The 26,849-nt window shown below is 51.8% G+C and carries 20 protein-coding genes, 1 pseudogene and 1 other annotated feature; of the genes and pseudogenes, 16 read left to right on the top strand and 5 right to left on the bottom strand.

Annotated elements, in window-relative coordinates:
- Positions 1 to 66: 66 nt before the first annotated feature.
- The gene (locus tag AC3RCL_RS23580) at positions 67 to 1,416 is read left to right on the top strand and encodes an aminotransferase-like domain-containing protein (protein WP_332296261.1); all 1,350 of its coding nucleotides are present in this window, start codon (positions 67 to 69) and stop codon (positions 1,414 to 1,416) included.
- Positions 1,417 to 1,448: 32 nt separating this feature from the next.
- Complete coding sequence (locus AC3RCL_RS23575) at positions 1,449 to 1,823, top strand: winged helix-turn-helix transcriptional regulator (protein ID WP_096776166.1); 375 nt, start codon at positions 1,449 to 1,451, stop codon at positions 1,821 to 1,823.
- Positions 1,824 to 1,888: 65 nt separating this feature from the next.
- Here AC3RCL_RS23575 and AC3RCL_RS23570 read toward each other — a convergent pair whose 3' ends face one another.
- The 3 genes from AC3RCL_RS23570 to mgtE all read right to left on the bottom strand — a co-directional run bounded on the left by AC3RCL_RS23570 (position 1,889) and on the right by mgtE (position 5,378).
- The gene (locus tag AC3RCL_RS23570) at positions 1,889 to 2,965 is read right to left on the bottom strand and encodes an SDR family oxidoreductase (protein ID WP_492532322.1); all 1,077 of its coding nucleotides are present in this window, start codon (positions 2,963 to 2,965) and stop codon (positions 1,889 to 1,891) included.
- 271 nt (positions 2,966 to 3,236) lie between these two features.
- A complete protein-coding gene (locus tag AC3RCL_RS23565; protein ID WP_492532320.1) occupies positions 3,237 to 3,833 on the bottom strand; it encodes a DUF1349 domain-containing protein in 597 nt (198 codons plus the stop codon).
- A gap of 189 nt (positions 3,834 to 4,022) precedes the next feature.
- A complete protein-coding gene (gene mgtE, locus AC3RCL_RS23560) occupies positions 4,023 to 5,378 on the bottom strand; it encodes a magnesium transporter (protein ID WP_492532318.1) in 1,356 nt (451 codons plus the stop codon).
- Between the two features lie 211 nt (positions 5,379 to 5,589).
- On the opposite strand from mgtE, the gene AC3RCL_RS23555 reads away from it, so the two are divergent.
- Together AC3RCL_RS23555 and AC3RCL_RS23550 are read left to right on the top strand one after the other, a co-directional pair.
- Entirely contained in the window at positions 5,590 to 6,510 is a 921-nt protein-coding gene (locus AC3RCL_RS23555) for an aldo/keto reductase (protein ID WP_213579457.1), read from the top strand.
- Positions 6,511 to 6,721: 211 nt separating this feature from the next.
- Positions 6,722 to 7,678 (top strand): 3'-5' exoribonuclease YhaM family protein, encoded by a 957-nt coding sequence (locus AC3RCL_RS23550; RefSeq protein ID WP_192570946.1) that lies wholly within the window; start codon positions 6,722 to 6,724, stop codon positions 7,676 to 7,678.
- Positions 7,679 to 7,742: 64 nt separating this feature from the next.
- Here the strand turns inward: AC3RCL_RS23550 and AC3RCL_RS23545 are convergent, their stop codons facing one another.
- Entirely contained in the window at positions 7,743 to 9,200 is a 1,458-nt protein-coding gene (locus AC3RCL_RS23545; protein ID WP_492532315.1) for a sensor histidine kinase, read from the bottom strand.
- Entirely contained in the window at positions 9,197 to 9,892 is a 696-nt protein-coding gene (locus AC3RCL_RS23540; RefSeq protein WP_192570948.1) for a response regulator transcription factor, read from the bottom strand. The genes AC3RCL_RS23545 and AC3RCL_RS23540 overlap by 4 nt, the downstream gene beginning before the upstream one ends.
- A 381-nt stretch (positions 9,893 to 10,273) precedes the next feature.
- On the opposite strand from AC3RCL_RS23540, the gene AC3RCL_RS23535 reads away from it, so the two are divergent.
- The 12 genes and pseudogenes from AC3RCL_RS23535 to AC3RCL_RS23480 all read left to right on the top strand — a co-directional run bounded on the left by AC3RCL_RS23535 (position 10,274) and on the right by AC3RCL_RS23480 (position 26,789).
- On the top strand, positions 10,274 to 11,482 hold the full coding sequence (locus tag AC3RCL_RS23535) for a DUF418 domain-containing protein (protein WP_492532312.1): 1,209 nt from the start codon (positions 10,274 to 10,276) through the stop codon (positions 11,480 to 11,482).
- 429 nt (positions 11,483 to 11,911) lie between these two features.
- Positions 11,912 to 12,982 (top strand): bifunctional 3-deoxy-7-phosphoheptulonate synthase/chorismate mutase, encoded by a 1,071-nt coding sequence (locus tag AC3RCL_RS23530; RefSeq protein ID WP_096776156.1) that lies wholly within the window; start codon positions 11,912 to 11,914, stop codon positions 12,980 to 12,982.
- 81 nt (positions 12,983 to 13,063) lie between these two features.
- Positions 13,064 to 13,293 (top strand) — a binding site (T-box leader).
- 95 nt (positions 13,294 to 13,388) lie between these two features.
- Positions 13,389 to 14,957 carry a 2-isopropylmalate synthase gene (locus tag AC3RCL_RS23525; RefSeq protein ID WP_192570950.1) on the top strand — a complete coding sequence of 523 codons (1,569 nt, stop codon included), beginning with the start codon at positions 13,389 to 13,391 and terminating at the stop codon, positions 14,955 to 14,957.
- Between the two features lie 427 nt (positions 14,958 to 15,384).
- Positions 15,385 to 16,956: an extracellular solute-binding protein gene (locus AC3RCL_RS23520; protein WP_492532309.1), complete on the top strand. Its 1,572-nt coding sequence runs from the start codon at positions 15,385 to 15,387 to the stop codon at positions 16,954 to 16,956.
- A 29-nt stretch (positions 16,957 to 16,985) separates the two neighbouring features.
- Positions 16,986 to 18,197, top strand: coding sequence for a glucuronate isomerase (locus AC3RCL_RS23515; RefSeq protein ID WP_492532307.1), 1,212 nt, complete (start codon positions 16,986 to 16,988; stop codon positions 18,195 to 18,197).
- Between the two features lie 118 nt (positions 18,198 to 18,315).
- Positions 18,316 to 18,618: an ArsR/SmtB family transcription factor gene (locus AC3RCL_RS23510; protein ID WP_009591021.1), complete on the top strand. Its 303-nt coding sequence runs from the start codon at positions 18,316 to 18,318 to the stop codon at positions 18,616 to 18,618.
- A 142-nt stretch (positions 18,619 to 18,760) separates the two neighbouring features.
- Positions 18,761 to 19,945, top strand: coding sequence for an MFS transporter (locus AC3RCL_RS23505; RefSeq protein WP_096776152.1), 1,185 nt, complete (start codon positions 18,761 to 18,763; stop codon positions 19,943 to 19,945).
- A 241-nt stretch (positions 19,946 to 20,186) separates the two neighbouring features.
- The gene (locus tag AC3RCL_RS23500) at positions 20,187 to 21,227 is read left to right on the top strand and encodes a LacI family DNA-binding transcriptional regulator (protein ID WP_096776151.1); all 1,041 of its coding nucleotides are present in this window, start codon (positions 20,187 to 20,189) and stop codon (positions 21,225 to 21,227) included.
- Between the two features lie 730 nt (positions 21,228 to 21,957).
- Positions 21,958 to 22,917, top strand: a complete 960-nt coding sequence (locus AC3RCL_RS23495) for an ABC transporter permease (RefSeq protein ID WP_192570954.1) — start codon at positions 21,958 to 21,960, stop codon at positions 22,915 to 22,917.
- A gap of 18 nt (positions 22,918 to 22,935) precedes the next feature.
- Positions 22,936 to 23,819 (top strand): annotated as a pseudogene (locus AC3RCL_RS23490) (carbohydrate ABC transporter permease).
- A gap of 50 nt (positions 23,820 to 23,869) precedes the next feature.
- Positions 23,870 to 25,483 carry an extracellular solute-binding protein gene (locus AC3RCL_RS23485; RefSeq protein WP_090909321.1) on the top strand — a complete coding sequence of 538 codons (1,614 nt, stop codon included), beginning with the start codon at positions 23,870 to 23,872 and terminating at the stop codon, positions 25,481 to 25,483.
- Between the two features lie 34 nt (positions 25,484 to 25,517).
- On the top strand, positions 25,518 to 26,789 hold the full coding sequence (locus AC3RCL_RS23480) for a Gfo/Idh/MocA family protein (RefSeq protein ID WP_492532303.1): 1,272 nt from the start codon (positions 25,518 to 25,520) through the stop codon (positions 26,787 to 26,789).
- The last annotated feature ends 60 nt before the right edge of the window (positions 26,790 to 26,849 follow it).

Raw genomic sequence — 26,849 nt, 5'->3', positions numbered from 1 at the left:
TATTAGATCTTTTGGGATAAAGGGGAGTCGGATATAATCAAGCATAGAAAAGACAGGAGGTGCATGATGCAAAAATACTTGTCCATTCTCTCGGAGCTGGAAACCAAAATTTCGGAAGGACAGTATCGTCCGGGGCAGAAGCTGCCTTCCGTGCGGCGTGCGGCAGCCATGTACGGATGCAGCATCAGCACCGTACTGCGGGCATACGCCGAGCTGGAGAAACGGCATGCGATTTATTCCGTATCCCAAAGCGGGTATTATGTGGTTGACCGTCCGAAATCGGAGGAGGACGGGAGCGTTCATGCGATGATCGATTTTTCTTCGGCCTCCCCGGACGTGAATGTATTCCCGTATTTGGATTTTCAACATTGCCTGAACAAGGCGATTGATACCTATAAATATGAGCTGTTTACGTATGGCGATACGCAAGGGATGGAGAAGCTTCGCCATACCCTGGTCTCTCACCTGGCCGGAAATCAGGTGTTCACTACCGCCGAGAGAACCGTGGTCACGGCAGGCGCTCAGCAGGCGCTCGAGATCTTGGCGAAAATGCCGTTCCCTGGCGGAAAGTCCATCATTCTGGTGGAACAGCCCAGCTACAATAACTACCTGAAGTTTCTGGAGAGCGAGGGGTTCCCCGTTATCGGAATCGCGCGCACGGCAGCTGGCATCGACCTGCAGGCTTTGGAGGAGCAATTCCGAACCGGACGCATTAAATTTTTCTATACGATGCCGAGATATCATAATCCGCTGGGTACTTCCTACGGCGCCGAGCAGAGGAAGGCCATTGCAAACCTGGCAACCCGATATCGCGTTTATATTGTGGAAGACGACTATATGGCCGATTTAGGCGAAGAACGGGGATACGATCCAATCTATGCGTACAACAGATCCTCTCACGTGGTGTATCTGAAGAGCTTTTCGAAGATCATTTTTCCCGGACTGCGATTAGGGGCCGTCGTCCTGCCGGAACGATTGCTCGAAACGTTCCATGCCTACAAAAGTTACGGGGATACGTCGCTGCTTTCCCAAGCGGCACTCGAAATTTATATCAGCAACGGGATGTACGAGCGGCATAAACAGAAAATTTACAGCCAGTACGAAACCCGAATGCAAGTTTTGAACGCTGCGGTGCAGCGGATCGAGGGGACCGGGTTCATTGAAGCCGTGCCCGGCGACGGCGGTATATATCAGTTGTTTAAGCTGCCCCAGACCGTGAACCTGGAGCGGTTGATCAGGCGGCTGAAGGAACGGAACGTTCATGTGGTGTCCGGCAAGCTGTTTTATCTGTCCGACTACCTGATGCGCGAGAAGTTTATACGTATCAGCATTTCCAGAGCGCGATTGGATCAGATCGAGGAAGGTGTTCGTGTTATAGTGGAAGAAGTAAAGCGGGAGATCGGAAATCTGTGGTAATGCCATATGTGTAACGAAGGAGCGAGGCTTGCATGGAGTCTAAAGAAAAAGTGTACAACACGGCGGTCGAAGCTACGCTGGAGGTCATTGGCGGAAAGTGGAAACCGGTCATTCTCTTTCATCTTACTTTCGGCAAAAGGCGAAATAGCGAATTTTTAAGCCTGATTCCCCAGATCACCCAGAAAATGCTGACACAGCATCTGCGGGAGCTGGAAGAGGAAGGCATTATAGTACGCAAAACGTACAATCAGGTTCCACCCAAGGTGGAGTATGAACTGAGCGAGTATGGCTGGAGCCTGAAGGAGATTCTTCATCTGATGTGCCGATGGGGAGATGCGCATATCGAGCGAAAATACGGCGAGTCCGCAACCGTGCTGGAAAAGCCTGCGCTTGAAGGAACGCATTAACCTGCAGGAGAAGAGCGGCTATTCCTCTTATAGTCGGCTCTTCGTCATGCAGGTTGCGCGTTCGCTTATGGAATGACTTTACGCCGCCGGAGCTCGTCAAAGATGTTCATGAACATGGCCTCCGTATCGACATACTCATGAAACCCGAAGCGGCGGGCCTTCGAGCCGTCTGCAAAGAAATCATAATCCCAGGAGAACACGAAATCACCGAACTTCCAGGATGAAAGCTCTTCATAATCGTGCTTCGCAAGCCCATGCTTCTCAATCATGCGATTCCAAACCGGCTCTTTATCCGCCATGACCGTTTCCAGATTCATCTGAAGGGGCGGTGCGGTTTCCATCTCAAAATACGATGCGATCTTCGGCCACAATTCGTTCCAGCGGAACAGGTCCCCGTTCGTAATATTGAAGGCTTGATTGGCGCAGCGTTGATCGGTCGCCGCCCAAACGGTCGCCTTCGAGAGCAGATCGGCATCGGTCATCTCCAGCAGGCTGTGATAGGCTCCCGGCTTACCTGGAAAACGCAGAGGAATGCCGAGCTCTTTCGAGATCGAGGCATAGACGGCAATGACCATCGCCAGATTCATCGGGTTTCCAAGGGCGAATCCGCTGACAACGGAGGGGCGCAGCGCGGACCAGGTCCAGGCTTTGCCTTGCTGCCGTACCTCCAGGAAGTTCTGCTGATCCACATTGAACTCCGGCGGCATATGATTCGCATCCGTTTCCCGGGCCGGCGTCTTGAACGGACCGAGATGCGCGCCGTATACCTTATAGCCCTGCATCAGGCTGACATGCTGCAGATTGTTGGCAATGGGCTCGATCGCCTCCACGACATGAACGAGCATGGCCAGATTCGGCGCGACAAGTTCGGCCCATGTTGGCCGGTCCTGATAGGCTGCGTAGAAGATATGCGTCACTTCGGTCAAGGAGCTTAATTTGGCGATCGTATCCTCCCGATCAAGCAGGTCCGCGGAGATATAACGTACGCGGTTCGTAGATTCCCCGCCTCGGCGCGATACGCCGATGATATCCCAGCCTTGAAGCGTCGCAAGGTACTCGATGAGGTTGCGGCCGATCACCCCGTTGGCCCCTACAACCAAAGCCGTTTTTTGCGAATGATGTGAACGTTGATCTGTATTCATATAAGTTCATCTCCTAACGTCATGTTCTTGATTAATGTCATTTTGCACGTTAGGGTTCGGCTTGAGAAGTACGCACTTTGAAGTGATGTAATTACTTTTTGGTAACGTTTAAGCAGTACCAGCCCTTTTAACCAAGGAAATATTTGAACTGCATTTATTGAGGACAAGAACTTGCAACGTGTATCCTTATCAATATCCGTGTAATGCTGCTAAGTGTAGGGCACGATTTGCGTCCGTAAACCAAAAAAAGAAGCAGCTCATGAGCTAACTTCTAAAACCTGCTTTCCTCATCGGATTCTGATAATAGCAAAGACAGAAATTGGACTCGACAGCCTGCTCCCATCGGTGATTGAGCGACCACACCCGCAGTAAAAGGAACCGGGGCATCCATTCCGAAGTATCGAATCAATTTCCAAACCTCACCATCGGATGAGTAGTAAAAGGAAATCGTTTTGTCTTTCTTCGTCATTTTCAAATAAGGATTGCTGACGAATACACGCTCAGAATTACAGTCATCCGAAACACCGTTCCGAGTAACAACGGAAACGATGGTAGCATGCTCGCCATTGAATTCATAACATAGCTTGGCCCAATTGTTCTCGTCTGCCATCAACATCAAGCACCCGGAATCATATAAATGGTGCATGTCTACCTGAAGCTGCGTTATTAGCTGGAATGTTGAATCAACCTGAAGATGAAGATAGGGTGCAGAATGAGCAAAATGTTTTCCTGCAGGGTCTTTGAAAAAATCAGCTTTCGATGGAGCATCCATGATGAGCCCGTCATCTGTCGTAAACTCCCAATGTCCAGGTTCATTAAGCCACATTAGTTTCTCTCTTGCTTCAGGATGAAATAAATTGTTACTCATCGCCATTTCTCCTCTTTTACGTATATGATAACGCGGATAGCATCAATTGCAAACTTTTTCCTCATTATCCCATAAGACCCAGACGATATGAGATCAAGATATCCTTAAACTGGCGGATCCCAAAAAAGACTTCCGGTAATTTCCCGGAAGCCTTTTTATCGAGAGGGATGGTTAATCCCAAGTGCTCGGTTAGATATAGGTAAGAAACAGGGTAGCGATGCCAAAGTAGATAACAAGCGAGAGAATATCGTTAATGGTTGTAATGAGTGGACCGGAAGCCACAGCCGGATCGATCTTGAATTTGAACAGAATGAGGGGGATGACGGTGCCGGCCATCGTGCCCACGATCAGCGTGGCAATCAACGAGCTTCCGACCACAAACCCCAAGTAGAGGTTGCCCTGCCAAAAGTATGCGATCAGGGAAATCAGAATGCCGCACGTCACCCCGATCATCAGCCCGACCTTCAGTTCCCTGGCTAACAGCCGAAACACCAGCGATTTGGTCATTTCTTTGGTGGTCAAGCCTCTTACGATGACAGCAAGCGACTGCGTTCCGGTATTTCCGGTCATTCCTGCAATCATGGGCATGAAGAAGGCCAGCGCCACAACCTGCGCCAGCGTCTCTTCAAATCTGGAAATGATCGTTCCCGAGATCAGCCCGATGAATAAGAGCAGGATCAACCACGGCAATCTTCGATAGGCGGCAACGGTTGCTTTGGTGTTGAAGTCGATGGTTTTGCCTCCGGTGGCGTTCATTTTCCGAATGTCCTCATCGGCTTCCTTAATGACGACGTCCAGGATATCGTCAACCGTAATGATCCCAACAAGACGGTTGTCCTGCTCAACGACGGGGATGGCAACCAAATCGTATTTTTGGATTATGTGCGCAACTTCCTCCTGATCGGCATCCACGGGCACGGACAGCACCCGGCTGTGCATGATGTCCACGATATATTCCTCCGGCTCGGCCAAGATGAGTCCCCGGTAAGACACCACGCCCATCAGCTTCTTGTCATGATCAATGACGTACAGATAGTTGATGGTTTCCGAAATGGAGACGTAGGTTTTCAGCTTCTGGACCACCTCCGAAACGGTGTAATGCTGGGGGATCCACACATAACGGTTCGTCATGATTCGGCCGGCGGTTTCCGGCGGGTATTTCATCAGGTTCAGGACAAATTGGGATTCCTCGTCCCGCATTCCCTTGAGAAATTCGTCCTTCTGCTCGGGTGACAGCTCGTCCAGCAGAATGGCGAGGTCGTCGTTATCCATCAAGTCCAGGATGATGGCCGTTCTCTCTTTGCCCAGCCTGCCCAGAACTTCGATTTGCTGGTCATGCTCCATTTCCTGAATCATGTCGGCAAGTTGTTCCTCGTTCAGAAACTGCAGAAAGCGGGTTTGTTCCGTGTCGCTCAGGTGGCTATGTATTTTTGCCAGGTCATAAGGGAGAAATTCGTCGATGATGCGCTGAAAATCATTTGACGTCTTTGCCTTTAGACTCTCTGTAATGTCCGGCATCCATTGCTCAAGTGTCCGGGAATTCACGCCATGACTCCTCCTTTCTTGTTCCGTCCCATGATAACGAAATGTACGTATTATAGGGTTCACCATAACGACTTGTTGTTAAACAGCATGGATACGGCGAGTGCATGAAAAAAGGATCGGCGAACGAAAAAAGAATCCTCGGCAAGAGTTGCAAACGCTTGCATTTTACAATAAGATATAGGCGCACAAATTCATGAGTAGGGGTGAGTATATGAAATACAGACGTCTCGGGAAAACCAATTTGAAAGTATCGGTAGTCGGTGTGGGAACCTGGCAGTTTGGCGGTGATTGGGGGAAGGATTTCAACCAAAAGGAAGTCGATGCCATCTTGACGCATGCCAAGGAGCTGGGCATTAATTTGCTGGATACAGCCGAATGTTACGGGCCCCATCATATGTCCGAGAATTTCATCGGTGATTTCTTGGCGCGCGACCGCCGCGAGGATTGGGTCATTGCCTCCAAGTTTGGCCATCGATGGCATGAGCAATGGGAGAATGCTTGGGATGCGAAGCAGATCCGAATTCAGCTGGAGGAATCACTTAAAGCGCTTCGTACCGATTATATCGACCTGTATCAATTCCATTCCGGCTCGGATGAAGTGTTCAACAATGATGAGATGTGGACGATGCTGGACAAGCAGGTCCAAGCGGGAACCATCCGCAATCTGGGCATATCCATCGGAAGCAACAGAAATATCTATCAAACCGACAAGGCGGCGGAGGTGAATGCCAAAGCCATCCAGGTCGTGTATAACCGTCTCGATCAGGCGCCGGAGGAAGAGGTTCTCCCTTCATGTTTGAAGCAGGATCTTGGCGTATTGGCGCGAGTTCCGCTTGCGAGCGGCTACTTAAGCGGAAAATACAAGCCTGGAACGGTGTTCAGCGACAATGTGCGCAAGAACCGTGACCAGGATGAGATCGACGCCAAGCTGAAGCTTGTGGAGGAGATCAAGCAGAATGAAGTGCCGGAGGGCGTGAATATGGCCGAGTGGGCCTTGGCCTGGTGCTTGAAGCATCCGGCCGTCAGCTGCGTCATTCCCGGCTGCAAGAGCGTGGAACAGGTGGAGATGAACGCGAAGGCCGTGGAGCTGGATTTGGTGCAGGACGACCATCCGGGAGCCTGGAAATCTTAATACCCGCCCCGAATCGATAGCGAAGAGGGCGATAGCAGAAAAAGCACCCGCGGGTGCTTTTTCTTGTGTCATCCCTATCCTGCCTGCGAACCGGCAACCGTCCGCTTCGCAGGCAGGAATCTGCGATTTTACAGAGCTGGTATAGGGTAATAGACTCACTGTACGGGACTTTGTTATAGTAAACCTAACGGGATTTTTTGGGGAGGAACAGATGAAACCTATTAATAAACTCAGCATACAAGATGATTTTGTCGGTTTTTATTTGTTAAAAGAATTGAATATGAGACAGACCAACGGCACGCCGCCGAAAGACTATTTCGATATTGTTCTCGCGGATGCCAGCGGTCAAATATCGGCCAAGTACTGGGATGTGACCATACAGGATAAAGAAACGTTCCTGCCGATGCAATTGGTCAAAATCCAGGGAACCGTACTGAGCTACAGGGACCAGCCTCAAGTCAAGATCAGCCGTATCCGCAAGGCCACCGATGCGGATGGCGTCTCGTTAACGGATTTTGTGAGGGCGGCGCCCATTCGCCCCGTGGATCTGTTACATACGATCAAACTTACGATGAACGAGATTACGGAGCCGCAGGTGCGAAGCATCGTACAGTATTGCGTGTCGAAGGTGGAAGAGAAGCTGATGCATTATCCGGCTGCCAAAACCTATCATCATGCCTATTACGCCGGGCTGGCTTACCATATCGTCCGCATGCTGGAGATTGGCGATTTCATCTGCAAGCAGCGGCCGTTTCTGAATCCGGATTTGATCAGGGCGGGCATTATCCTGCATGATATCGCGAAGCCGGAAGAGATGATCGCGCAGATGGGCATCGTAACGGATTACAGCAACCAGGGAAAGCTGATAGGGCATATCGCCCTGGCGTCCAACTGGATCGTGGAGGCGGCGATCGAGAACGGCATCGCGCTTGAATCCGAAGTAGTTTTGGGCTTGCAGCATTTGGTGCTTTCCCATCATAACCTCGGAGAGTGGGGCAGCCCGGTTCAGCCGCAAACGGCCGAGGCCGTCGCGCTGCATCATATCGATCTGCTGGATGCCAAGATGCAGATGGTAGAGGACGCCCTGGATACGACGATTGAAACGGAGCCGTGGACACCAATGATCCGCGGCCTGGATAATAAAGCGATTTATCGGTTGAAGGTATGACGATAAAGGCATTCCCCGATCCATTGGATTGTGGGCATGCCTTTTCATTATGGTGTAGGACGGCTCATGTTCCCTGGATCGGCAGCGTAAACCGCACCGTTGCCCCGCGAATCGGGTTGTTCTCGGCAACAATATGTCCTCCATGGTGCTGAACGAGAAGTTTGGCGATATACAGTCCCAGACCGGAATGCCCTTTTTGCCTGGAAGAATGAACCTGCCCCTGATAAAAAGGCTTAAACACCTGCTGCAGATGCCGCTGCTGCCCAAAGCCTGTTCCGTTATCCGTGACGGCCATCACTACCTGCTGCTCGGTGATCTCGATGTGCCATAGAATCCGCCCGGCTTCAGGGGTGTAGCGAAGGCTGTTGGATACGAGATTGTCCAGAACCTGGATGATGCGATAGGGATCGAGCATGATCGGAGTCTTGGCCGTTCGGTTATCGTAAACCTTCGATTGGAAGGCGATGTTCTTCCCCCTGCATAAAGCGGCATATTCCCCGGTTTTTTCGTCCGCCAATTCTTCGATATCCACGGGAAGCGGCTGGAGCCGAAAAGACACCTTCTCGATCTCCGCCATGGTGTTCATGTCTTGAAGAAGCTTCGAAGCGCGGGTTGTGTTCCGTTTGATGACCTGCAGGTACTGCAGCCGTTTGCCTTCATCAGGCTCCCCGTTCATCTGCTCCAGCCCCTCGACATGGCCTTGAACAATCGTTAGCGGCGTCCGAAGGTCGTGAGCGAGCGCCGCAAACATGGTGCTTCGTTCTTGCTCCATTCTCCACTCCCGCTCGATGGAATGCTCCAGCTCCTGACGCATGTCTTCAAAAGCCTTCGTTAGCCGGTTTACCTCCGTAATGGACGAAGCCCCGGACATGCTAAAGCCTAAATTACGCTCTTTAATCATTTCGGCTCCTTGCAGAAGCTGCTGCAGCGGAGCGCTGATTTTTCGGCTGAACCGCCTGCCGAATACCAAGGTGAACAAAACGATATACAAAAATGGCGTCAGGAAGAACGCAAGGAACCCAAAGGTCACCAAGGGATTCAGCGCAGGATTGGCCGCCGTTACCTTCAGGCTGTATCCAACCAACAGAGCCCCGATCAGATTGCCGTCCCGGGAGACAACCGGCTTGTATACTACGATTTCATTCATGCCGCTGCGCGTCTGGTTTAATCGCGCCAGGATCTTCTGCCGGTTAAGCGATTCATGGATATGAAGATCCCCGTACAAGGGTTTGCCGGTAAGGGACACGACCAGGTAGGACATGCCCTGTGAGGGAATCACCTTTTCCAGCTCGGCTTGCCCCTCCGTGCTCATGATGGAGTCGCCCCGGCTCTGGGCGTATTCCGTAATCACGGGGATTTGCGCCTCGTAATGATTTGCCGGGAGCGCGATGTCATGGTTGAACAAGTAACCCAGCAGCATCACGAGCAGTCCCCAGGTCACAAGCGTAGCCAGCAAACTGCAGAGCAGAATCGAGACGAAATGGCGGGCGAACGTATTTTTGATGGAACGATGTTTCGTCATTGGGGATCCCACTTGTAGCCGATGCCCCAGACGGTTTGAATAAAGCTGCGGTTCTGTGCGTGGGCGGCCAGCTTGGCCCGGATTTTCTTGATATGCTCGGTGATGGTAGAGTCGTCCCCATCGGCGTCCAAACCCCATAACTTCTCGTAAATCTGCTCCCTGGAAAAGACCTGTCCCTGATGCATCGCCAGCAGTTCTACGATCTGAAATTCCTTATTTGTTAGCGTGAGGTCGTGCCCGTTGCAGCTAACGGCATGCCCCCTGCAATCGATCGTCAGGGCTTGGAACCGCAGGATGCCCTGTTCTTTTTGCGTGTGGATTCGCTGTTCCCGCCGCAGATGGGCATGGATTCGGGCTTTTAATTCCGCGAGGCTGAATGGCTTGAGCAGATAATCATCCCCGCCTGCCGCCAGACCTTTAATTCGGTCCATTTCACTCTGGCAGGCGCTCAGGAACACAATGGGGCACAACGTCGTTTCCCTTAGCTGCTTGCAGACCTCAATGCCGTCCATCTCGGGCATCATCACATCGAGTATGATCAGGGACGGATGCTGCTTGCTCTGGATTAACGCCTCCTGTCCGCTTCCGGCCGTGAGTACGCGGTAGCCTTCAAGCTCCAATGAATCTTGTATAAAAGAGATGATTTCTTCTTCATCATCCACCAATAGGATCGTTTCGTTTGCCATATCCATTACATCCTCCAAGAAATAGCTATTCAAAAGGTCTATCTGGTAAGTGTACACGTCATTTCTAAAGAAAGAATAAAGAAATGGCCTGTTACTTGAAGTTTATATATGCCCCTACTTCAACGGAGCAGGCGGAATCGTTCTGGAGAAGCGGCAGCGGTCGCCTGAAAGCTTTCCAAAGGAGCTGGCATCGGAAGCAAACACTGCCCCCGAATTTCAACCATTCTTAAATGGATAGATAGAAATCTGGGGGCAACAGCGATCGGAAGAATGATCCGCATGCGCAGTGATGCTTAAGCTGCTGTATACTTACAGGCCAATTTGAGTTTCTTTATCCTTTCTTTATGATTGTACCTTAACCTGTAGGCACAATGATAAGGAGGTACGATGATGGCAACGAATTCACAGCCCAGAATACAGCTCATCGATAGCTTGAGGGGATTTGCACTATTAGGCATCTTTTTGGTGAACATTACGTTTTTTACGACATCGCTGCAAACCATTTCGATCGGGGTCGAATTATGGTCGGGCTGGTACAATGAAGTCCTGATGATGCTGCGCGGGATTGTCATTGACGGCAAATTCATTTTGATTTTTTCCTTCCTGTTCGGCTACGGCATGGTGCTGTTACGGGAAAGCAGTCAGGCGAAAGGCCGCAGTTTTAACCGCATCTATGCCCGAAGATTAACGGCTCTGCTTCTGATCGGCCTGATCCACGGAATCTTGATATGGTACGGGGACGTTCTAACGCACTACGCGCTTATGGGATTCCTCCTGATGCTGTTTCAGCGCTGCAAGCCGAAAACGCTGCTGATCTGGTCGGTATCCCTGCTGCTGCTCGTTCCCGTTCTGCTAACGGGGGCAAGCCTGCTGAACCCGGCATCCGGCCAGGTATTCGAGCCGTTTAGCCCGGCGGATGCACAACAGATGGGGATCTATTTCCAGGAGCGGGATGCCGCTATTTACGGGGAAGGGTCGATGGCCCAGATCATGGCTCAGCGGCTGAACGATTATATCAGCTCGATATTCAACATGGTGATTTTTTACCCGCAAATTTTAGGCATGTTCCTGATGGGCGCCTACTTCTGCAAGCGCCGGATATTGCACGAGGTCCCGAAGCACCGGCAAGGGATTATCCGATTGGCCCTTCTGGGCGGAATCGCAGGTCTTGCGCTTCAGGTCGTGATGACGCTGGCGGTTGGACTTCCGTCCTGGGTCGAGGCCGCAGCCTTGTTCGTGGGGGCACCGCTCTTGGCGCTGGCCTACATCGGAGTGTTTGCACTTTTATACCAGAATAATTTCTGGAAGAAGGTGCTTCAGTGGTTTTCCTATCCCGGCAAAATGGCCTTCACCAACTATTTGATTCAATCGATCCTGTGCGGATTGATTTTTTACAGCTACGGTCTGGGGTGGTACGGAACCATTGAGCCGGTCTGGCAGATGCTGATGGCCGTGATTATTTTTATTGTGCAGGCAGCCTGCAGCAAAGTCTGGCTCAAACGGCTCCCGATCGGCCCGTTCGAATATGTTTGGCGCCTGTTTACGTATTGGGGAAATCCCGTGAAACAAAGAGAAAGGGTGCATGCACGTTCCTGAAGAATCAGGCCGCCCATTTAAATCATCGCTGCATCAAAGCACCCAAGCTTTAAATAAAACTCTTGCAATTTCAATCCGGGGTGTAATACAATGCTTCTTAATTAACCAACACGATATGTTATAACAAGCGATGATGGAAAGAGTAAGCGAAAGAACGTTCCTGACAGGAAAGGGCTGCCACCGACTGAGAGCGCCCAGGTGAAGGTTCTCCGCCGAAGTTCATTCCGGAGCTGGTATTCTGATCGTTTGCATGTTTCGTGCAAGCCGTAGGTTTACCCGTAACCCTTGCGTTAAGAGGTTCAAGTGAGATGTGCTTGCTATATTTTTCGCATATCTAATAAGGGTGGTACCACGACTCCTCGTCCCTTTCCGGGCGGGGGGTCTTTTTGTTTATATATACCAGAAAAAAATGCGAGGGAGAGATTCTAGATGAGTCAAGGACGTTTGGAGCAATTGAGATCGGAGCTTGATACCGTCAATCTTCAGCTGTTGGAACTGCTGTCGGAGCGGGCGCGGATCGCCAAGGAAATCGGTCAGGAGAAAGTGAAGCAGGGAGTGCCAGATTTCGATCCGGTACGCGAGAAGAAAATGCTGGACACCTTGGTGGAACATAACCAAGGCCCTTTCGATAATGAGACGGTGCGTCATTTGTTTAAACAGATTTTTCAGGCATCCTTAAAGCTGCAGCAGGTCGATCATAAGAAGCATCTGCTGGTGAGCCGGAAGAAGAAGCAGGAGGATACGCTGATTCAGCTGGGCAGCACGGTGATCGGCGGCGGCACGCCGGTGATGATTGCAGGACCTTGTTCGGTTGAGAGTTATGAGCAGGTGCGCCAGGTTGCGGCAGCCCTCAAGGAAGCCGGCATTACCGTCATGCGCGGAGGAGCGTTCAAGCCGAGAACATCGCCTTACGATTTTCAGGGCTTGGGCGTGGAAGGCCTGAAAATTCTGAAGGAAGTGGCGTCCGAGTTCGGGCTGAAGACGATCAGCGAAATCGTGGATCCTGCCCATATCGAGCTTGCGTGCGAATACATTGACGTCATTCAGATCGGCGCGCGGAACATGCAGAACTTCGAGCTGTTGAAAGCGGCGGGGGATGTCCAAACGCCGGTGCTGCTGAAACGCGGGCTTGCGGCTACGATCGATGAGTTCGTGCACGCTGCGGAATACATCGTGTCCCGCGGCAATACCCAAGTTATGCTGATTGAACGCGGCATTCGGACGTACGAGAAGGCAACGAGAAACACCTTGGACATCTCGGCGGTGCCGATCCTGAAACAAGAAACGCATCTGCCGGTGCTGGTGGACGTGACGCATTCCACGGGGCGCAAAGACATTCTGGCCCCATGTGCCAGAGCGGCGCTGGCTGCGGGTGCAGACGGCGTGATGGTCGAGGTTCATCCCGATCCGGCCACGGCGTTGTCCGATGCGGCGCAGCAGCTGAATATTCCGGAGTTCCATGATTTCCTGGCTAACGTTAGGAAGTCTGGATTGTTGTAAGAAGCGTCGTTTTTAACTTCTGGAAAATGAAGGGTTGACAAATCGCCGTTCATTCCCTAAGATAGTTATCAAAATTCATATCGAAATGTTTTGATTAGAAATAGTAAAAGCGAAATGACTTTTCAGAGAGCCGTTGGCAGGTGCGAAACGGTAACGTCGTTCCCTTTGAACTCGTCTATGAACAGCTGCCTGAACATGTAGGGTTAGCCGGAGTTCCACCGTTACAGGGATAGATGGTGATGGCCATCGAAGAAGATCATTTTGCATAAAATGAATTAGAGTGGTACCGCGGGTTCAACCCCGCCTCTATACGTAGAGGCGGGGTTTTTTGTTGGTTAAATTCCGGGTTTAACCAACCCTGCTTGATATAGATAAACCAAGATCAGCGACCAAGGAGGAATTCCGAATGGAACGAAATATTATCGTATTGGACACAACCTTGCGCGACGGAGAACAGGTTCCCGGCGCCAAATTGAACGTACAGCAAAAAATCGAGTTTGCGCAGCAGCTGAAGCGGTTGAACGTCGATATTATCGAGGCGGGCTTTCCCGCGTCTTCGGCAGGAGACTTTCAGGCGGTTCAGGAAATCGCCCGCACCGTGGGCGACAGCGTATCGATCACTGCGCTTGCGCGCGCGGTGAAGGGCGATATCGATGCCGTATATGAAAGCATTAAGCTTGCGCAAAACCCGCTGATTCATATCGTGCTCGGTACCTCGAACATCCATGTGGAGAAGAAATTCAACCGCTCCAAGGATGCAGTGCTTCAGATGGGCGTAGATGCCGTGAAGTATGCCAAAACGCTGCTGCCTCAAGTTCAGTATTCGACGGAGGACGCATCCAGGTCCGATTTTGAATATCTGTGGAAAACGATCGAGGCCGTGGTAAAGGCCGGGGCAACGATGATCAACGTGCCGGACACGGTCGGTTATGCCGTGCCGGACGAATTCGGCGAATTGATCCGCAAAATCAACGAACGCTTGAAAAACCTGAACGATCAGGTGATCCTCAGCGTTCACTGTCATAACGACCTGGGGCTTGCTACGGCGAACACGCTCAGCGCCGTGCGGAACGGCGCCGAGAAAGTGGAATGCACCATCAATGGTTTAGGGGAGCGCGCAGGCAATACTTCGCTGGAAGAAGTGGTCATGGGACTGAAGGTCCGGGAGAATCATTTCAAAGCTTCCACCAATATCCGGCTCAAGGAGCTGATCCGAACCTCCAGGCTGCTGACGCATTTGACGGGCCTGGATGTGCAGGTGAACAAAGCGATAACGGGCGAGAACGCATTCGCGCACTCTTCCGGTATTCATCAGGACGGTCTGCTGAAGGATAAGCAGGTCTATGAAATTATGTCGCCGGAGGAAGTCGGCGCCGACAGCATGGAGCTGATCCTGACGGCGCGTTCGGGAAGGCATGCGTTCAAGAACGCGGTGGAGAAGCTGGGCTTCGAGACGGGCGAAGGCGAAGATTTTGAAGCGCTGTTTGAGAAATTCCTGCTGCTGGCCGATGCCAAGAAGGAAGTATATGACCATGACGTCTTTTATCTGGTGACCCAGCACCGCACCCATGAAGAAGTCAGCAGCCATCTGTACGAGCTGGACTCCTTCCAGGTCGTCACCAATGATCTGTATCCGACGGCAACCGTGAAGCTGAAGAAAGGCAGCGAGACATTCAGGGACAGTATGGTGGGGGATGGTCCGATCGATGCGCTGTACAGTGCCATTAAAGCGTTGGTCGGTTTGGACGTGCAGCTGAAGGATTACAAAATCAACAGTCTGTCGAGGGGAAAAGAAGCCATCGGCCGGGTAAACATTCGTATCGAATACCAGGGCAAAATCTATTCCGGACGCGCGATGGATACGGATATTATCAAGGCCAGCGCGCTGGCATTTCTTAACGGAATCAACGCGGTATTGCTTGATGCCGGCCACGATTCGCAGGCTCAGGCGCAAGCGCCGGTGAGTGCACGATAATAATGCCGATGAAACGGTTTGGGCAGCGGCAGGACATCCGAAATCCGTGTTTGCCTGTACGCCCCATGAGTTGGCTGCGTTCACCGAAGGGCAAGTAATAACAGTAAGTAATATAAATGAAAGAACCGACTTCGCGTAGCCCCGGAGTCGGTTTTTTTGTGCGTTGCGTAAAGTAGCGTTGATGACAGCGTTCCGATCCGGGCATATAACGGGCCAGCATAGGAAAACACAGGCGGGCTGAAAAAAGTACATGTCAACCGACGGGATTTGAATGATATTATGAAAGCGTTTTATAACCTAGGGTGATACTCTTCGGGGGGAGCGGGCTATCCGGCTTCATCCAAAGCCGGGGAGACTCGAAATCCGGGCAGTCATGTAGAAGCAACTGGATAGGCAATCTGCAAGAATAGGGAAGGAAGCGATGTGGATGAGAAGAAAATGGAGTTTTATTGTGATGAGTGCGCTAATCGCCTTAACGGCAGTCGGCTGTAACGGTGCCAAGGAATCGGATGGAGGGAAAGCCGGTTCGTCCGGGGCCGCGGCCGATGGCAGGCTGTCCTTTACGATGTCCATGGCAACCAGCGGGAACAAACACGCCGAGCGTTCGAAGGATGTGAACGAGGAGAGATGGGTGAAGGAGCTTGAAAAGCGGACCAATACGGACATTCATCTGACGATGCTTCCGCTGAAGGATTTCGATAGCAAAATGACGCTGATGTTCGCTTCCAACGATATTCCTGACGTTGTCCAGAACGTGGGAGGGGCCACGAGCAAGGGGATGTCCGGCTCCGTAGAGGCCGGCGTATTCATGCCGCTTGACGATTTGCTGAAGGAGCATGCGCCGAACTTGATGAAGAGCGTGCCGAAGGAAGCGTGGCAGGAGACCAGCTATGACGGCAAAATATACGGAATCCCGGCCTGGCTGTCCAATCCGTCCCGGCGGGCGTTGTTCATCCGTACCGATCTGCTGGAGAAAACCGGCCTTCCGGCGCCCAAGACGGTGGACGAGTTTCTGGACGTGATGCGTGCGATGAAGAAGGAAGGCGTGGAATTCCCGTATCAGATGCGGGAGAATTTTAAATATGCCGATACGATATTAGGCGCTTTTGATGTGCTGCCGTCCCAGTTTGAGCTGCAGAACGGGGAGGTCGTACCCAAGTTCTTCGACGTGGAGAATATGACGAAGGCGCTGGAGACCTATAAGACCATGTACGACGAAGGCTTGATTCCGAAGGATTTTGCAACCTTGACATCCAGTGACTACGGCAAAAACAACGAGAGCGGCAAGTCGGGCATGTGGTCGGCCAACGCGCAGCTGCTCGCGGAATACCGCGGCAAGCTGAAGAACGCCGTGCCGGAGGCTAAACTGGACATCATTCCTGCGCCGAAAGGACCCGAGAACGTCGGAGGCCATCTGCTATACTCCAGCATTAATACGTCTTACTACATTAACAGCAAGGTGTCGGAGGAAAAGGCGATCGGCATCATCAAGTTTTTCGATTGGATGCTGACACCGGAGGCGGAAACGTACTTCTCGTTCGGAATTGAAGGCGAAACCTATACGAATGAGAATGGAACGGTAAAGTTCACGGCGCCGACTACGCCGGAGGCCATGGATGAGGACCGCTTCCGCGCCATGTTCTGGTTTGTGCACGATATGGTTTATAACAAGGCAAGAGAAGAGCTGACGGAAGACGGGCGGGACATGATCAAGTATATGGATACCGTGGTCTTCAAGGAAGGGCTCGGATCGATACGCTTCTCGCCTGCACTGGACGCGTATGCCAAATATCCGGATGCTGCCCCGCAGGGCGATGACGTGGGCCCGAAGCTGGTTCTTGATCATATGATCAAAATGATCTATGGCAGGGAACCGATCTCGGACTGGCCGAACGTAATCGAGGAATATAAGAAAAAAGGCGGCCTTGAAATCATCAAGGAAGCGACCGACCGTTACAACGAAGGGAAGGGCGTCGTCGTTTCGGAAAATCGAAAGTAGGCGATTTTTGAAGCGAAGGAGATGTTGGCATGAGCCTGCATGATAACGGCGGCAAACAAGCCGTGTTTTTTGAGCGAATTATGGGACTGCCGGTCTTTGATACCCATACCCACCTTGTCGGCGATCGGCTTGGCGCAAGGGATTTCTGGGAAATCGCGCACTACTTCTGGTTCTATCGGGAGCTCCAAGCCGGAGGCTATCCGGATGGAGCGGAGAAGCTGCCTGAGGAGGAACGCATAGCTGTATTTCTGAATGCCTACCGCTCGACGAGAAGCACGCTGATGAACTGGACATTCACTTCCATTATGCGCGAGTTATACGGGATCGGGATCAAGGATGAAGATTCGATCAGGGAAGCCATAACCGCAGTGCGGCATTCGGCCGCCGAAGAGGGATGGGCACAGCAAACGGCAGACCGGATGAATATCCGCCGGTTTGTCGTGAACCATCCGGAGCACGCTGCATTTCAAGGCATGCGGGATCCTGCGGTATGGATTCCCCGGATTGACGGAGCGCTGGGCCGATGGGTCGATCAGATCGTGCAATCCGACGAACCGGCCTGGACGTTTCACGCGATACGGGACGAGATAAACCGGCAGCTTGACGGTTATAAAGATGCGGGCTGCCCGGGCATTATGACCACGCTGCCGCGGTATGAATCGAGCGCGAACCTCCGCCAGGAGATCGGCTCGGCAAGCGGACGTGACGACATCTTGATGGAGCTGCTGCACTTTATCTGTGCGGCAGCCGATCGAAACGGCTTGCTAGTCCAGCTGTTTCTGGGCGTCGAGAGGTCATGGTGCGGCACGGCGTTCCCTGCGAACGATACGGAGCGGATCCTGAAGCTCGCCGCTTTATTCGAGACATACCGTTGTCCTTTTGAGCTTGTGCTTGCGTCGGAGATGAACAATCTGGATGCGGTGCAGGATGCCTGGAATTTTCCGAACGTTCATGTCGGGGGGATGTGGTGGTTCAACTTCCGGGCAAGCACGTACCGGGACAGCATGCAGTACCGTCTGGAAGCACTCCCGGCCAGTAAAAGCTCGGTGATCGTTTCGGATGCCCGATGCATGGAATGGAGCTACGGCAAGATCCTGCTTGTGAAGAAGCTGGCTGCCGAGTTTCTGTGGGAGCGGGTCACGTCAGGCTGGATCGATGAAGAAACGGCGCTGCAGACGGCAGAAGAATGGTTCTACGCGAGTGCCGTGAAACGCTACGGTATATCCGCCGGAGGAGCTTGACGGACAACGAAAGTTTTTATGCAATAGTCGATCCTAACGGGATCGGCTATTGCTGGTTCAACAAGAAACCGTAGGAATCAGGATTGACATATCGATAAATCTCGATATAATGATACGTATGAAACCAATCGAAGTGTTTAAAGCGTTGTCCAATGAATCAAGACTGGAAATATTGCAGTGGCTCAAGGAACCGGAACAGCATTTTACGCCCCACGAAGGGATTGATATGAGGGAAATCGGGGTATGCGTAAGCCAGGTGACCGAGAAATTGAACATGACGCAGTCCACAGCATCGCAGTATTTATCGATTCTGCATCGGGCAGGCCTGATCAAGACGGAACGCTTGGGGAAATTTACGTATTATAAGCGGGATGAAGAAGTGATCCGGGAAATCGGAGAGTATTTGAAGCAGGAGATATAGAACAGGAACTGAATGTTTCCTTAGAGTAAGGAATATTCAGTTTTGTTCCGCATTACGTATCTATATATTGCGATATGTCTTTTCATTGGTTTAACATATCGACAATTCACGATATGTAAATATAAAATAAAGGAGTGGAATCATGACAGGTTCATGGAAAATTTATGTTTTGGCAATCGTCAGTTTTTTAGTAGGGACGTCGGAGTATATCATATCGGGGGTGTTGGATAAAATCGCGGATTCGTTAGGGATTACCATCACCGCTGCCGGCCAGCTAATCACGATTTTCTCGTTGGTATACGCAATCTTGACTCCCGTGCTTATGGCATTGACGGCTAAGGTGGAGAGACGGAAGCTGCTGGTCTATTCGTTAGGCGTGTTTGTGGTTGCCAATCTTTTGTCATTCGCTCTGCCGGGATATATCCCGTTTGTCATCGCCCGCGTACTTATGGCGATGGGCGCTGGCATGGTGGTTGTCACGGCGCTTGGAATCGCCGCCAAAATCGCGCCGCCAGGCAAGCAGGCGAGCTCGATCGCCACGGTGGTCATGGGCTTCACGGCTTCGCTCATCATAGGCGTTCCGCTCGGACGAGTCGCAGCCGCTGCTTTTGGATGGAAGTCGGTGTTCGGGTTGATTGCCGTCCTGGGGATTCTTTCGATGTTTGTCCTGCATAAGGCCATTCCCAAAACAACAGGCGATGCCCCTGTCCCGCTGCTCCAGCAGTTCGCCTTGCTCAAGAAACCCAAAGTGGCACTTGGTTTGGCGATTACGTTCTTCTGGCTGGGCGGGTATTCCGTCGCCTATACGTACCTGTCCCCTTATCTTCTGAACGTGAGCGGTTTGAACGAACAATGGATCAGTTCAGCCCTGTTTGCCTTCGGCATTGCCAGTCTCATCGGCTCCAAGTTCGGAGGGTTCAGCACGGACAGATGGGGAGTACCGCTTACCTTAATCGGCGGCATGCTTCTGCATATTATTGCTTTAATCGTCCTGACTTTTACCGATGCGGGCGCATCCGTCATGCTCGTGTTTGCCGTACTCGTGATTTGGTCGCTGGCCGCTTGGTCATCCGGGCCCACGCAGCAGTATAATCTCGTCCAGCTGGAGCCGAATTCCTCGGGGGTCATGCTTGGCCTGAACCAGTCCATGATGCAGCTGTCCATGGCGGCAGGCGCGGGTATCGGAGGAATCGCGATCGAACGAATTTCGTTGTCGTCCATTGCCTGGATCGGCGCTGCGGGCGTTGCAATAGCCGCGGTTGTGTCGCTTGTACTGTTTCAATCCAACAAGCAGGAGAGCACGGATCACGCGGCACTCGATGCTTGAAGGCATGACCGATTGTAACAGCCTGCTGCTCCGGGACCTGCGATGCTCCGGCAGCATCGCTGCTGAGACCGGCTTTGTTACTAAAATTCGATAAGGGAAGAAAGCAGTAGCTACGGCTGAGGCCGAGACTCCTCGTACAGCCAAATGGACATCCATTTGACGCCCTCCAACCGGAACGTTTATGCTATGATCAATGATAGCGGAAAATTTGGTTCCAAATTTTGCAGGAGGAGGAGATCGATTGGCTAAGCTTAAAGACATCGCCGAAAGGGTCGGCGTATCCATATCCACGGTTTCTCGGGCCATCAGCAACGATGCTAACCGTCCGGTCAATGAAGAAACCAAGCAGAAAATTCGGGAAGCGGCGCTTGAACTCGGTTATAAACTACATGAACCACCCCGAAGCGTACATGCTTACAATACGGCCGACAAACGGGTTGTCTGTGTCGTCCCCCAACATCTGATGGACGATCACCCGTATTTTTCAACGGTTCTAGCCGGTTTTCATAAAAAAATGGAGGAGCTGGGCCAGCCCCCGGCTATCGTCCGCACATGCGAAGAGGTCGGGGATGCGGACCGGATACGGCTCATGCTGAGGGAGACGGGAGCGCAGGGTATTGTAGCCATCAGCTGGTACGACAAGGAGCTGTTTGAGTTGATGCAGCAGGCCGGAGTTGCCATCATGGGCGTGAGTTTGAATGATGACCGGCTGAACGTCCCGGTAGTAGACTGTGACCGGATCCTATCGGCGAGGGCAGCCGTACGCCACCTGATCGACCAAGGGCATTCGCGGATCGCTTATATCGGAGGCCCCGCATATTCCAAGCAGATGGAAAGCGAGGAACGGTATGTCGGATACAAATTCGCTATGCTCGAGGCCAACTTGGAGGTGCGCGAGGAGTGGCAGATGAACACCGGATGGAACGTGGATCGAAGCTTCAGTAAGTTGTCCGAGCTATTGGGAGGGCTTCCCAAAGGGCAATGGCCGACGGCAGTTTTTTGTGCAAGCGACATGCTTGCCATTCCAGCCATGCGGGCCGTCGTCGAGAACGGCGGCCGCATACCGGAGGATATCGCGATCGTAGGAATGGATAACATCGATGTGGCCCAGTATACAACGCCGCCGCTGTCCTCCGTATCCGTTCCCAAATACGAAATCGGCAGGGTAGCGGCCAAATCGATTGTGGATTATTTGGATGGCCATTTCCCGATGGCAACCAAGATATTGCTGCCATGCTCATTGATTGTGCGGGAATCCTCCAGATTTACCCGAAACGAGTAAAATATAACTTATCATGTTTAATTAACTGACATATGAAGAAGAGAGAAAATGATCAAACAGCCGTCGGCTTGAAAACCGGCGGCTGTTTTTTGCTGTTGCTCACCAAAAAATAAATCATTTCACGCCAAAAATATCCAAAAAAGTGTTTGACTTTGCCAAATGCCTATATTATTATGATTGAAAATCAATGAGGCGTTTGGCGCTGAATCTTCCTTTTTTGGAGTTAGGTAATCAACGCCTGTATCATGCCATTCATATATTTGATTTCGTTTTCATTTCTTTGATATAAAGGTAATCTAGTGATACAAAATATTCCCCGTAGAGAAGTTGAAGCCCCTTCGATTTGCAAGTTCAAACTCATGCAAGTATCGATAGCTATCCAAAATAAATCCAATTATAACATGGTATTGTCCAAAAATAATTCCAAATCACTAGAATAACGTCCGACTCCATCGGATTTATTTATAAACTCAGAAGGTGTCATTATTGATGACATGGAATTCCTGGAATGCCGCATTGAATAACTGAGCCTTAATGCGGTTGTCGTTTTGTCAGATGACGATAACGGAGCAAAGGAGGGAAATCGTAAACCGAGTGCTTTACCCGCTGGATCCATAGGAAGAGAACACGATCCCCAGAAGGAATCCGGTTGAGCAGGGGGACCATGGAATGTAATTGTTTGTTTTGTTGGCGTTTCTAGATTAACCAATACATACCGAGGTGATGCTCATTGGCAAATACGACCCTGCAGCCCGCAGCAAAAGCGGTTTCCGATACGAAGCGTAAGCGCTTCATGTGGAATCGCATCCTACGTAATTGGCAGCTTTATGCTCTGATTTCACCGGTCATCGCCTATTACGTCCTGTTCCAGTACGTTCCGATGTACGGCATCCAGATCGCCTTTAAGGACTTTATTGCAACGCAAGGGATATGGGGCAGTCCGTGGGTCGGCTTTGAGCACTTTGACCGATTTTTCAACAGCTATTATTTCTGGCGCTTGATCAAGAACACGCTGGGCATCGGTTTATACAGCCTGGCCGTCGGTTTTCCGATCCCGATTATTCTGGCATTGCTCATGAATGAGATACGGGCCGAACGTTTCAAGAAATTCGTGCAGACCATCACCTATGCTCCTCACTTTCTTTCTACCGTGGTCGTTGTCGGGATGATGATGATCTTCCTGTCCCCCCGTTACGGCATCATCAACCATTTCATTGAAATGTTTGGAGGCCAGCCGATCAATTTCATGACGGAGCCCTCCTGGTTCAAGTCCCTGTACGTGCTGTCGGATGTATGGCAGACCATGGGCTGGAGCTCCATTATTTATTTGGCTGCCCTTGCCGGCATTGACAACCAGCTGCACGAAGCCGCGCGTGTCGATGGTGCGACCAGGCTTCAGCGCATATGGCATATTAACATCCCGGGCATCATGCCAACGATCATCATCCTCTTGATCCTGAACATGGGCAGCATTATGGGCATCGGGTTCGAGAAGGTGCTCCTGATGCAAAACAACCTGAATATGGAGAGCTCCGACATTATAGCCACCTATGTCTACCGAATGGGGATCCAGAATGCCGAGTACAGCTTCTCCGCGGCGATCGGATTGTTCAATTCCGTCATCAATTTCATTCTGCTGGTTGCGGTGAACTTTATTTCGAAGCGGGTTAGCGAAACAAGTCTTTGGTAAAGAGGGGAGCATCGAACCATGCAAATTGAATCCAGAGGGGACCGTATTTTTAATGTCATCAACTATGCGATTCTGATCCTGGTCACCATCATCGTCATGTACCCGCTGCTTTTTGTGCTCAGCGCATCGTTTAGCGACCCGCAGGCGGTTCTGCGGGGCGAGATGCTGTTGTGGCCAAAGGGAGTCAACCTGAATTCCTACGCGAAAATATTCCAGAACCAGGATATCATCAGCGGCTTTACCAACACGCTGGTGTACACATCGCTGGGCACGTTCATCAACCTCACGATGACCATTCTTGCGGCCTATCCGCTGTCGCGGAAGGATTTTGTCGGGCGAAATGCCATCATGGCACTATTGGTTTTCACGATGTTTTTCAGCGGAGGGCTTATTCCGACGTATTTGCTGATCAAGAACCTCGGCATGCTGAACACGCTCTGGGTCATGATTATCCCGAATGCCGTATCCATCTGGAACATCATCATCATGCGCACCTTCTTTCAGCAGTCCATTCCCGGCGAGCTGCAGGAGGCCGCGACCATCGACGGCTGCTCGAACATCAAAATATTGACCCGGATCATATTGCCGTTGTCCATGCCGATTATCGCGGTGACCATTCTCTTCTATGCGGTCGGTCATTGGAATGCGTTCTTCAATGCACTGTTGTATCTATCGGACAAAGATAAATTTCCGCTGCAGCTCATCCTGCGCGAAATCCTGATTCAGGGACAAACGAACGACATGGTCAAAATGTCACCGAATCGGCGATCAAGCAGCAAAGGGAAGTGGAGGGCATCAAGTACGCGGTGTTGGTCGTGGCCAATATTCCGGTGCTGGCGCTCTATCCGTTCCTGCAGCGATATTTTGTCAAAGGCGTGATGATCGGGGCCATCAAAGGATAAATTCCTTGCATGGATAAATGGATGGAACACGATAAAGGGGAGGATTACGGATGAAGCTGAAGCAATGGGGAAGTTTTCTGTTGACCTGCATGTTGTCGGTATCGCTGGCGGCGGGCTGCAGCCCGAAGGGTTCGGGCGGAACGGACTCGGCCGATGAAGGGAAAGCCGCGATAAATGAAACGGGATTTCCGATTGTCGACGACAAGATGACGGTGACCGGCTTTGCCGGAAAGTTCTTTGCCAATGCCGACTGGAACAACATCAAACTGTGGCAGGAATATGAGAAAATGACCAATATCAAGGTGCAGTGGGACACGGTGCATAAAGACAATTTGGCCGAAAAACGCAACCTGCTGCTTGCCGGCGGCGATTATCCGGAGATGTTCTATGCTTCCGCATTCCCGAGGGCGGATTTGCTGAAGTACGGCAAGCAGGGCGCTTTTATCCCGTTGAATGACCTGATAAATCAATACGCGCCGAATTTTAAAGCGTTGATGGAGAAATATCCGGTCATCGAGAAGGGGATTACGATGCCGGACGGCAACATTTACGGGCTGCCGACGCTGTATGACCCGGAATTCCGGTCCGTGCTGTACGGAACGCCGTGGGTGAAGACGGAGTGGTTGACCAAGCTTGGGCTTCAAGAGCCGCAGACGCTGGATGAATTCTACGATATGTTGAAGGCGTTCAAGGAGAAGGATCCGAACGGCAACGGCCAGAAGGATGAATATGCTTGGGGTGGCGTAGGAACCGCCGGCATCGTCAACTATTTGCGGGGTTCGTTCGGCCTTAATTATCACGGAACCTCGAACATTAACGTGGATACCGACCCGGCGAGCGGGAAGGTCCGGTTCATTCCGACGGATCCAAGATACAAGGAACTGCTTCAATTCGTGAACAAACTGTATAAGGACGGCCTGCTGGAGCAGGATATCATGTCCGTGAAGAGCACGGAGGTGGACGCTAAAGGCGTGGAAGGCCTTCTCGGCGTTGTCGATAACGTGGACCCGGTCGCCATCTACAACCAGGAGGGTTATGTGGGGCTTCCGGTATTGAAGGGGCCGCACGGCGATCAGATGTTCAGCGCTACAGGCTCCCCGCTGGGGAACATCGGGATGTTTGTCCTGACCGATAAAGCGAAGAATCCGGCCGCGCTGATCCGCTGGATGGATTATTTCTACAGCGACGAAGGCATCCGCATGTTCTTCATGGGCTGGAAAGACGAAACGTATAAGGAAGATGCGGCCGGCAATGTGGATTACGTGGACGAAATCAAGAACAATCCGGAGGGTCTCAACCTGGACCAAGCGGTCGGGCAATATCTGATATGGCCCGGCGGATATTATCCGGGCTTCGTGACGCAGAAATATTTCAAGGGAGCGGAAGGCCTGCCGACGTCCGTAGAAAACGCAAAGAAAGCCGAGCCGTACGTCATCCCTCAAGACAAGGTCTGGCCGCCGTTTAACTTTACGGCCGATGAGCAGTCCGAGCTTACCGGAATCCAGACCGACATTCACACGTACGTGGATGAGATGCGGGACAAATTCATAGCCGGCAACGAGTCTTTTGATAACTGGGACCAGTATGTCGCTAACCTGCAAAAGATGGGGTCGGAGCGCTATCTGTCCATTTATCAATCCGCGGCCGACCGATATACCGAATAAGACAAGTACCAGAACATTAAAGGAGCGACATGAGATGACACAATTGAAAGCCATATTGATCGGGGCAGGCGCGCGCGGCGCCGGGGGGTATGCCCCCTATGCCCTGGACTACCCGCATGAACTGGCCTTCGTGGCCGTAGCCGAGGCCGATCTGGCGCGGCGTACCCGATTTGCCGAGGAGCATGGCATCCCGCCGGAGCGGTGTTACGATACCTGGGAACCGCTGCTGGCCGAGGCCCGGCTTGCCGATATCGCCGTCATTTGTACGCAGGACCGTATGCACTATGGCCCAACCATGCAGGCATTGGAGAAACAGTATCACGTGCTTTTGGAGAAGCCGATGTCCCCGGAGCCGAAGGAATGCCTGGAGATGGAGCAGGCCGCCATCCGTAACAACAGGCTTTTGACCATATGCCATGTGCTGAGGTATACCCCCTTTTGGAGTGCCATTAAACGCGTGCTTCAGGAAGGGACCATCGGCGAGGTGGCTTCGATCCAGCTGAACGAGAACGTGGGATATTGGCATATGGCGCACAGCTTTGTGCGGGGGAATTGGAATAACTCCGACAAGGCAAGCCCGATGATTCTGGCCAAATCGTGCCATGACATGGATGTGCTGTCTTGGTTGATGGACCGTCCCTGCACGCAGGTCACTTCGTTTGGCTCGCTGATGCATTTTCGTGAGGACCAGGCGCCCGAAGGCTCGGGGGACCGATGCCTGGATTGCAAAGTGGAACCCGTCTGTCCCTATTCCGCTCCCCGGTTTTACTTGAGCGATGAGTACAAGGGCTGGGCAAGGCATTTTACCCAGGAGCTGACCAAGCCGAACATTATTCAGGGGCTTCGCGAGACGGACTATGGCCGCTGCGTATATCGGAGCGATAACAACGTCGTTGATCATCAGGTCGTCAATATGGAGTTTGAGGGCGGGGCCACCGCGATGTTCAGCATGTGCGGATTTACGCATGAACAGGAGCGCAGAATCCAAATTATGGGTACCCTCGGCGAGCTTCGGGGAGAGGAAGGCAAGATCACGGTATACGATTTCCTGACCGGTCAGAAGACGGAGATTACGATTCCTTCGCAATCCAGCGGACATGGCGGGGGCGACAGCGGGATCGTGGCCAGCTTCCTGAGAGAGGTTCGGAGCTATAATGGACAGGAGAGCCTGACGTCGGCAAGCGCCTCCGTGCGGAGCCATCTTATCGCGTTCGCAGCGGAGAAATCGAGGCTGAATCAAGGCCGGTCCATCAATCTGAACGAATATGCGCGGGAATTGATGGCTGAAGAAAACGCGGTAAAATAAACGGAAGTATATTTAAATTTCATCATATGAAAAATTCAGAATAGATTTAAAAGAAGAAGC

The organism is Paenibacillus sp. MT86 (genome assembly GCF_058792535.1).
This window is presented reverse-complemented; position numbering and strand designations above follow the sequence as displayed.

Bases quoted from the DNA above. Each gene is read 5' to 3' on its own strand.
- AC3RCL_RS23520 (WP_492532309.1), top strand. From the start codon at position 15,385: ATGAGAAGAAAATGGAGTTTTATTGTGATGAGTGCGCTAATCGCCTTA.
- AC3RCL_RS23545 (WP_492532315.1), bottom strand. From the start codon at position 9,200: ATGACGAAACATCGTTCCATCAAAAATACGTTCGCCCGCCATTTCGTC.
- AC3RCL_RS23570 (WP_492532322.1), bottom strand. From the start codon at position 2,965: ATGAATACAGATCAACGTTCACATCATTCGCAAAAAACGGCTTTGGTT.
- AC3RCL_RS23515 (WP_492532307.1), top strand. From the start codon at position 16,986: ATGAGCCTGCATGATAACGGCGGCAAACAAGCCGTGTTTTTTGAGCGA.
- AC3RCL_RS23510 (WP_009591021.1), top strand. From the start codon at position 18,316: ATGAAACCAATCGAAGTGTTTAAAGCGTTGTCCAATGAATCAAGACTG.
- AC3RCL_RS23485 (WP_090909321.1), top strand. From the start codon at position 23,870: ATGAAGCTGAAGCAATGGGGAAGTTTTCTGTTGACCTGCATGTTGTCG.
- AC3RCL_RS23535 (WP_492532312.1), top strand. From the start codon at position 10,274: ATGATGGCAACGAATTCACAGCCCAGAATACAGCTCATCGATAGCTTG.
- AC3RCL_RS23550 (WP_192570946.1), top strand. From the start codon at position 6,722: ATGAAACCTATTAATAAACTCAGCATACAAGATGATTTTGTCGGTTTT.
- AC3RCL_RS23540 (WP_192570948.1), bottom strand. From the start codon at position 9,892: ATGGATATGGCAAACGAAACGATCCTATTGGTGGATGATGAAGAAGAA.
- AC3RCL_RS23555 (WP_213579457.1), top strand. From the start codon at position 5,590: ATGAAATACAGACGTCTCGGGAAAACCAATTTGAAAGTATCGGTAGTC.
- AC3RCL_RS23565 (WP_492532320.1), bottom strand. From the start codon at position 3,833: ATGAGTAACAATTTATTTCATCCTGAAGCAAGAGAGAAACTAATGTGG.
- AC3RCL_RS23575 (WP_096776166.1), top strand. From the start codon at position 1,449: ATGGAGTCTAAAGAAAAAGTGTACAACACGGCGGTCGAAGCTACGCTG.
- AC3RCL_RS23525 (WP_192570950.1), top strand. From the start codon at position 13,389: ATGGAACGAAATATTATCGTATTGGACACAACCTTGCGCGACGGAGAA.
- AC3RCL_RS23505 (WP_096776152.1), top strand. From the start codon at position 18,761: ATGACAGGTTCATGGAAAATTTATGTTTTGGCAATCGTCAGTTTTTTA.
- AC3RCL_RS23530 (WP_096776156.1), top strand. From the start codon at position 11,912: ATGAGTCAAGGACGTTTGGAGCAATTGAGATCGGAGCTTGATACCGTC.
- AC3RCL_RS23580 (WP_332296261.1), top strand. From the start codon at position 67: ATGCAAAAATACTTGTCCATTCTCTCGGAGCTGGAAACCAAAATTTCG.
- AC3RCL_RS23480 (WP_492532303.1), top strand. From the start codon at position 25,518: ATGACACAATTGAAAGCCATATTGATCGGGGCAGGCGCGCGCGGCGCC.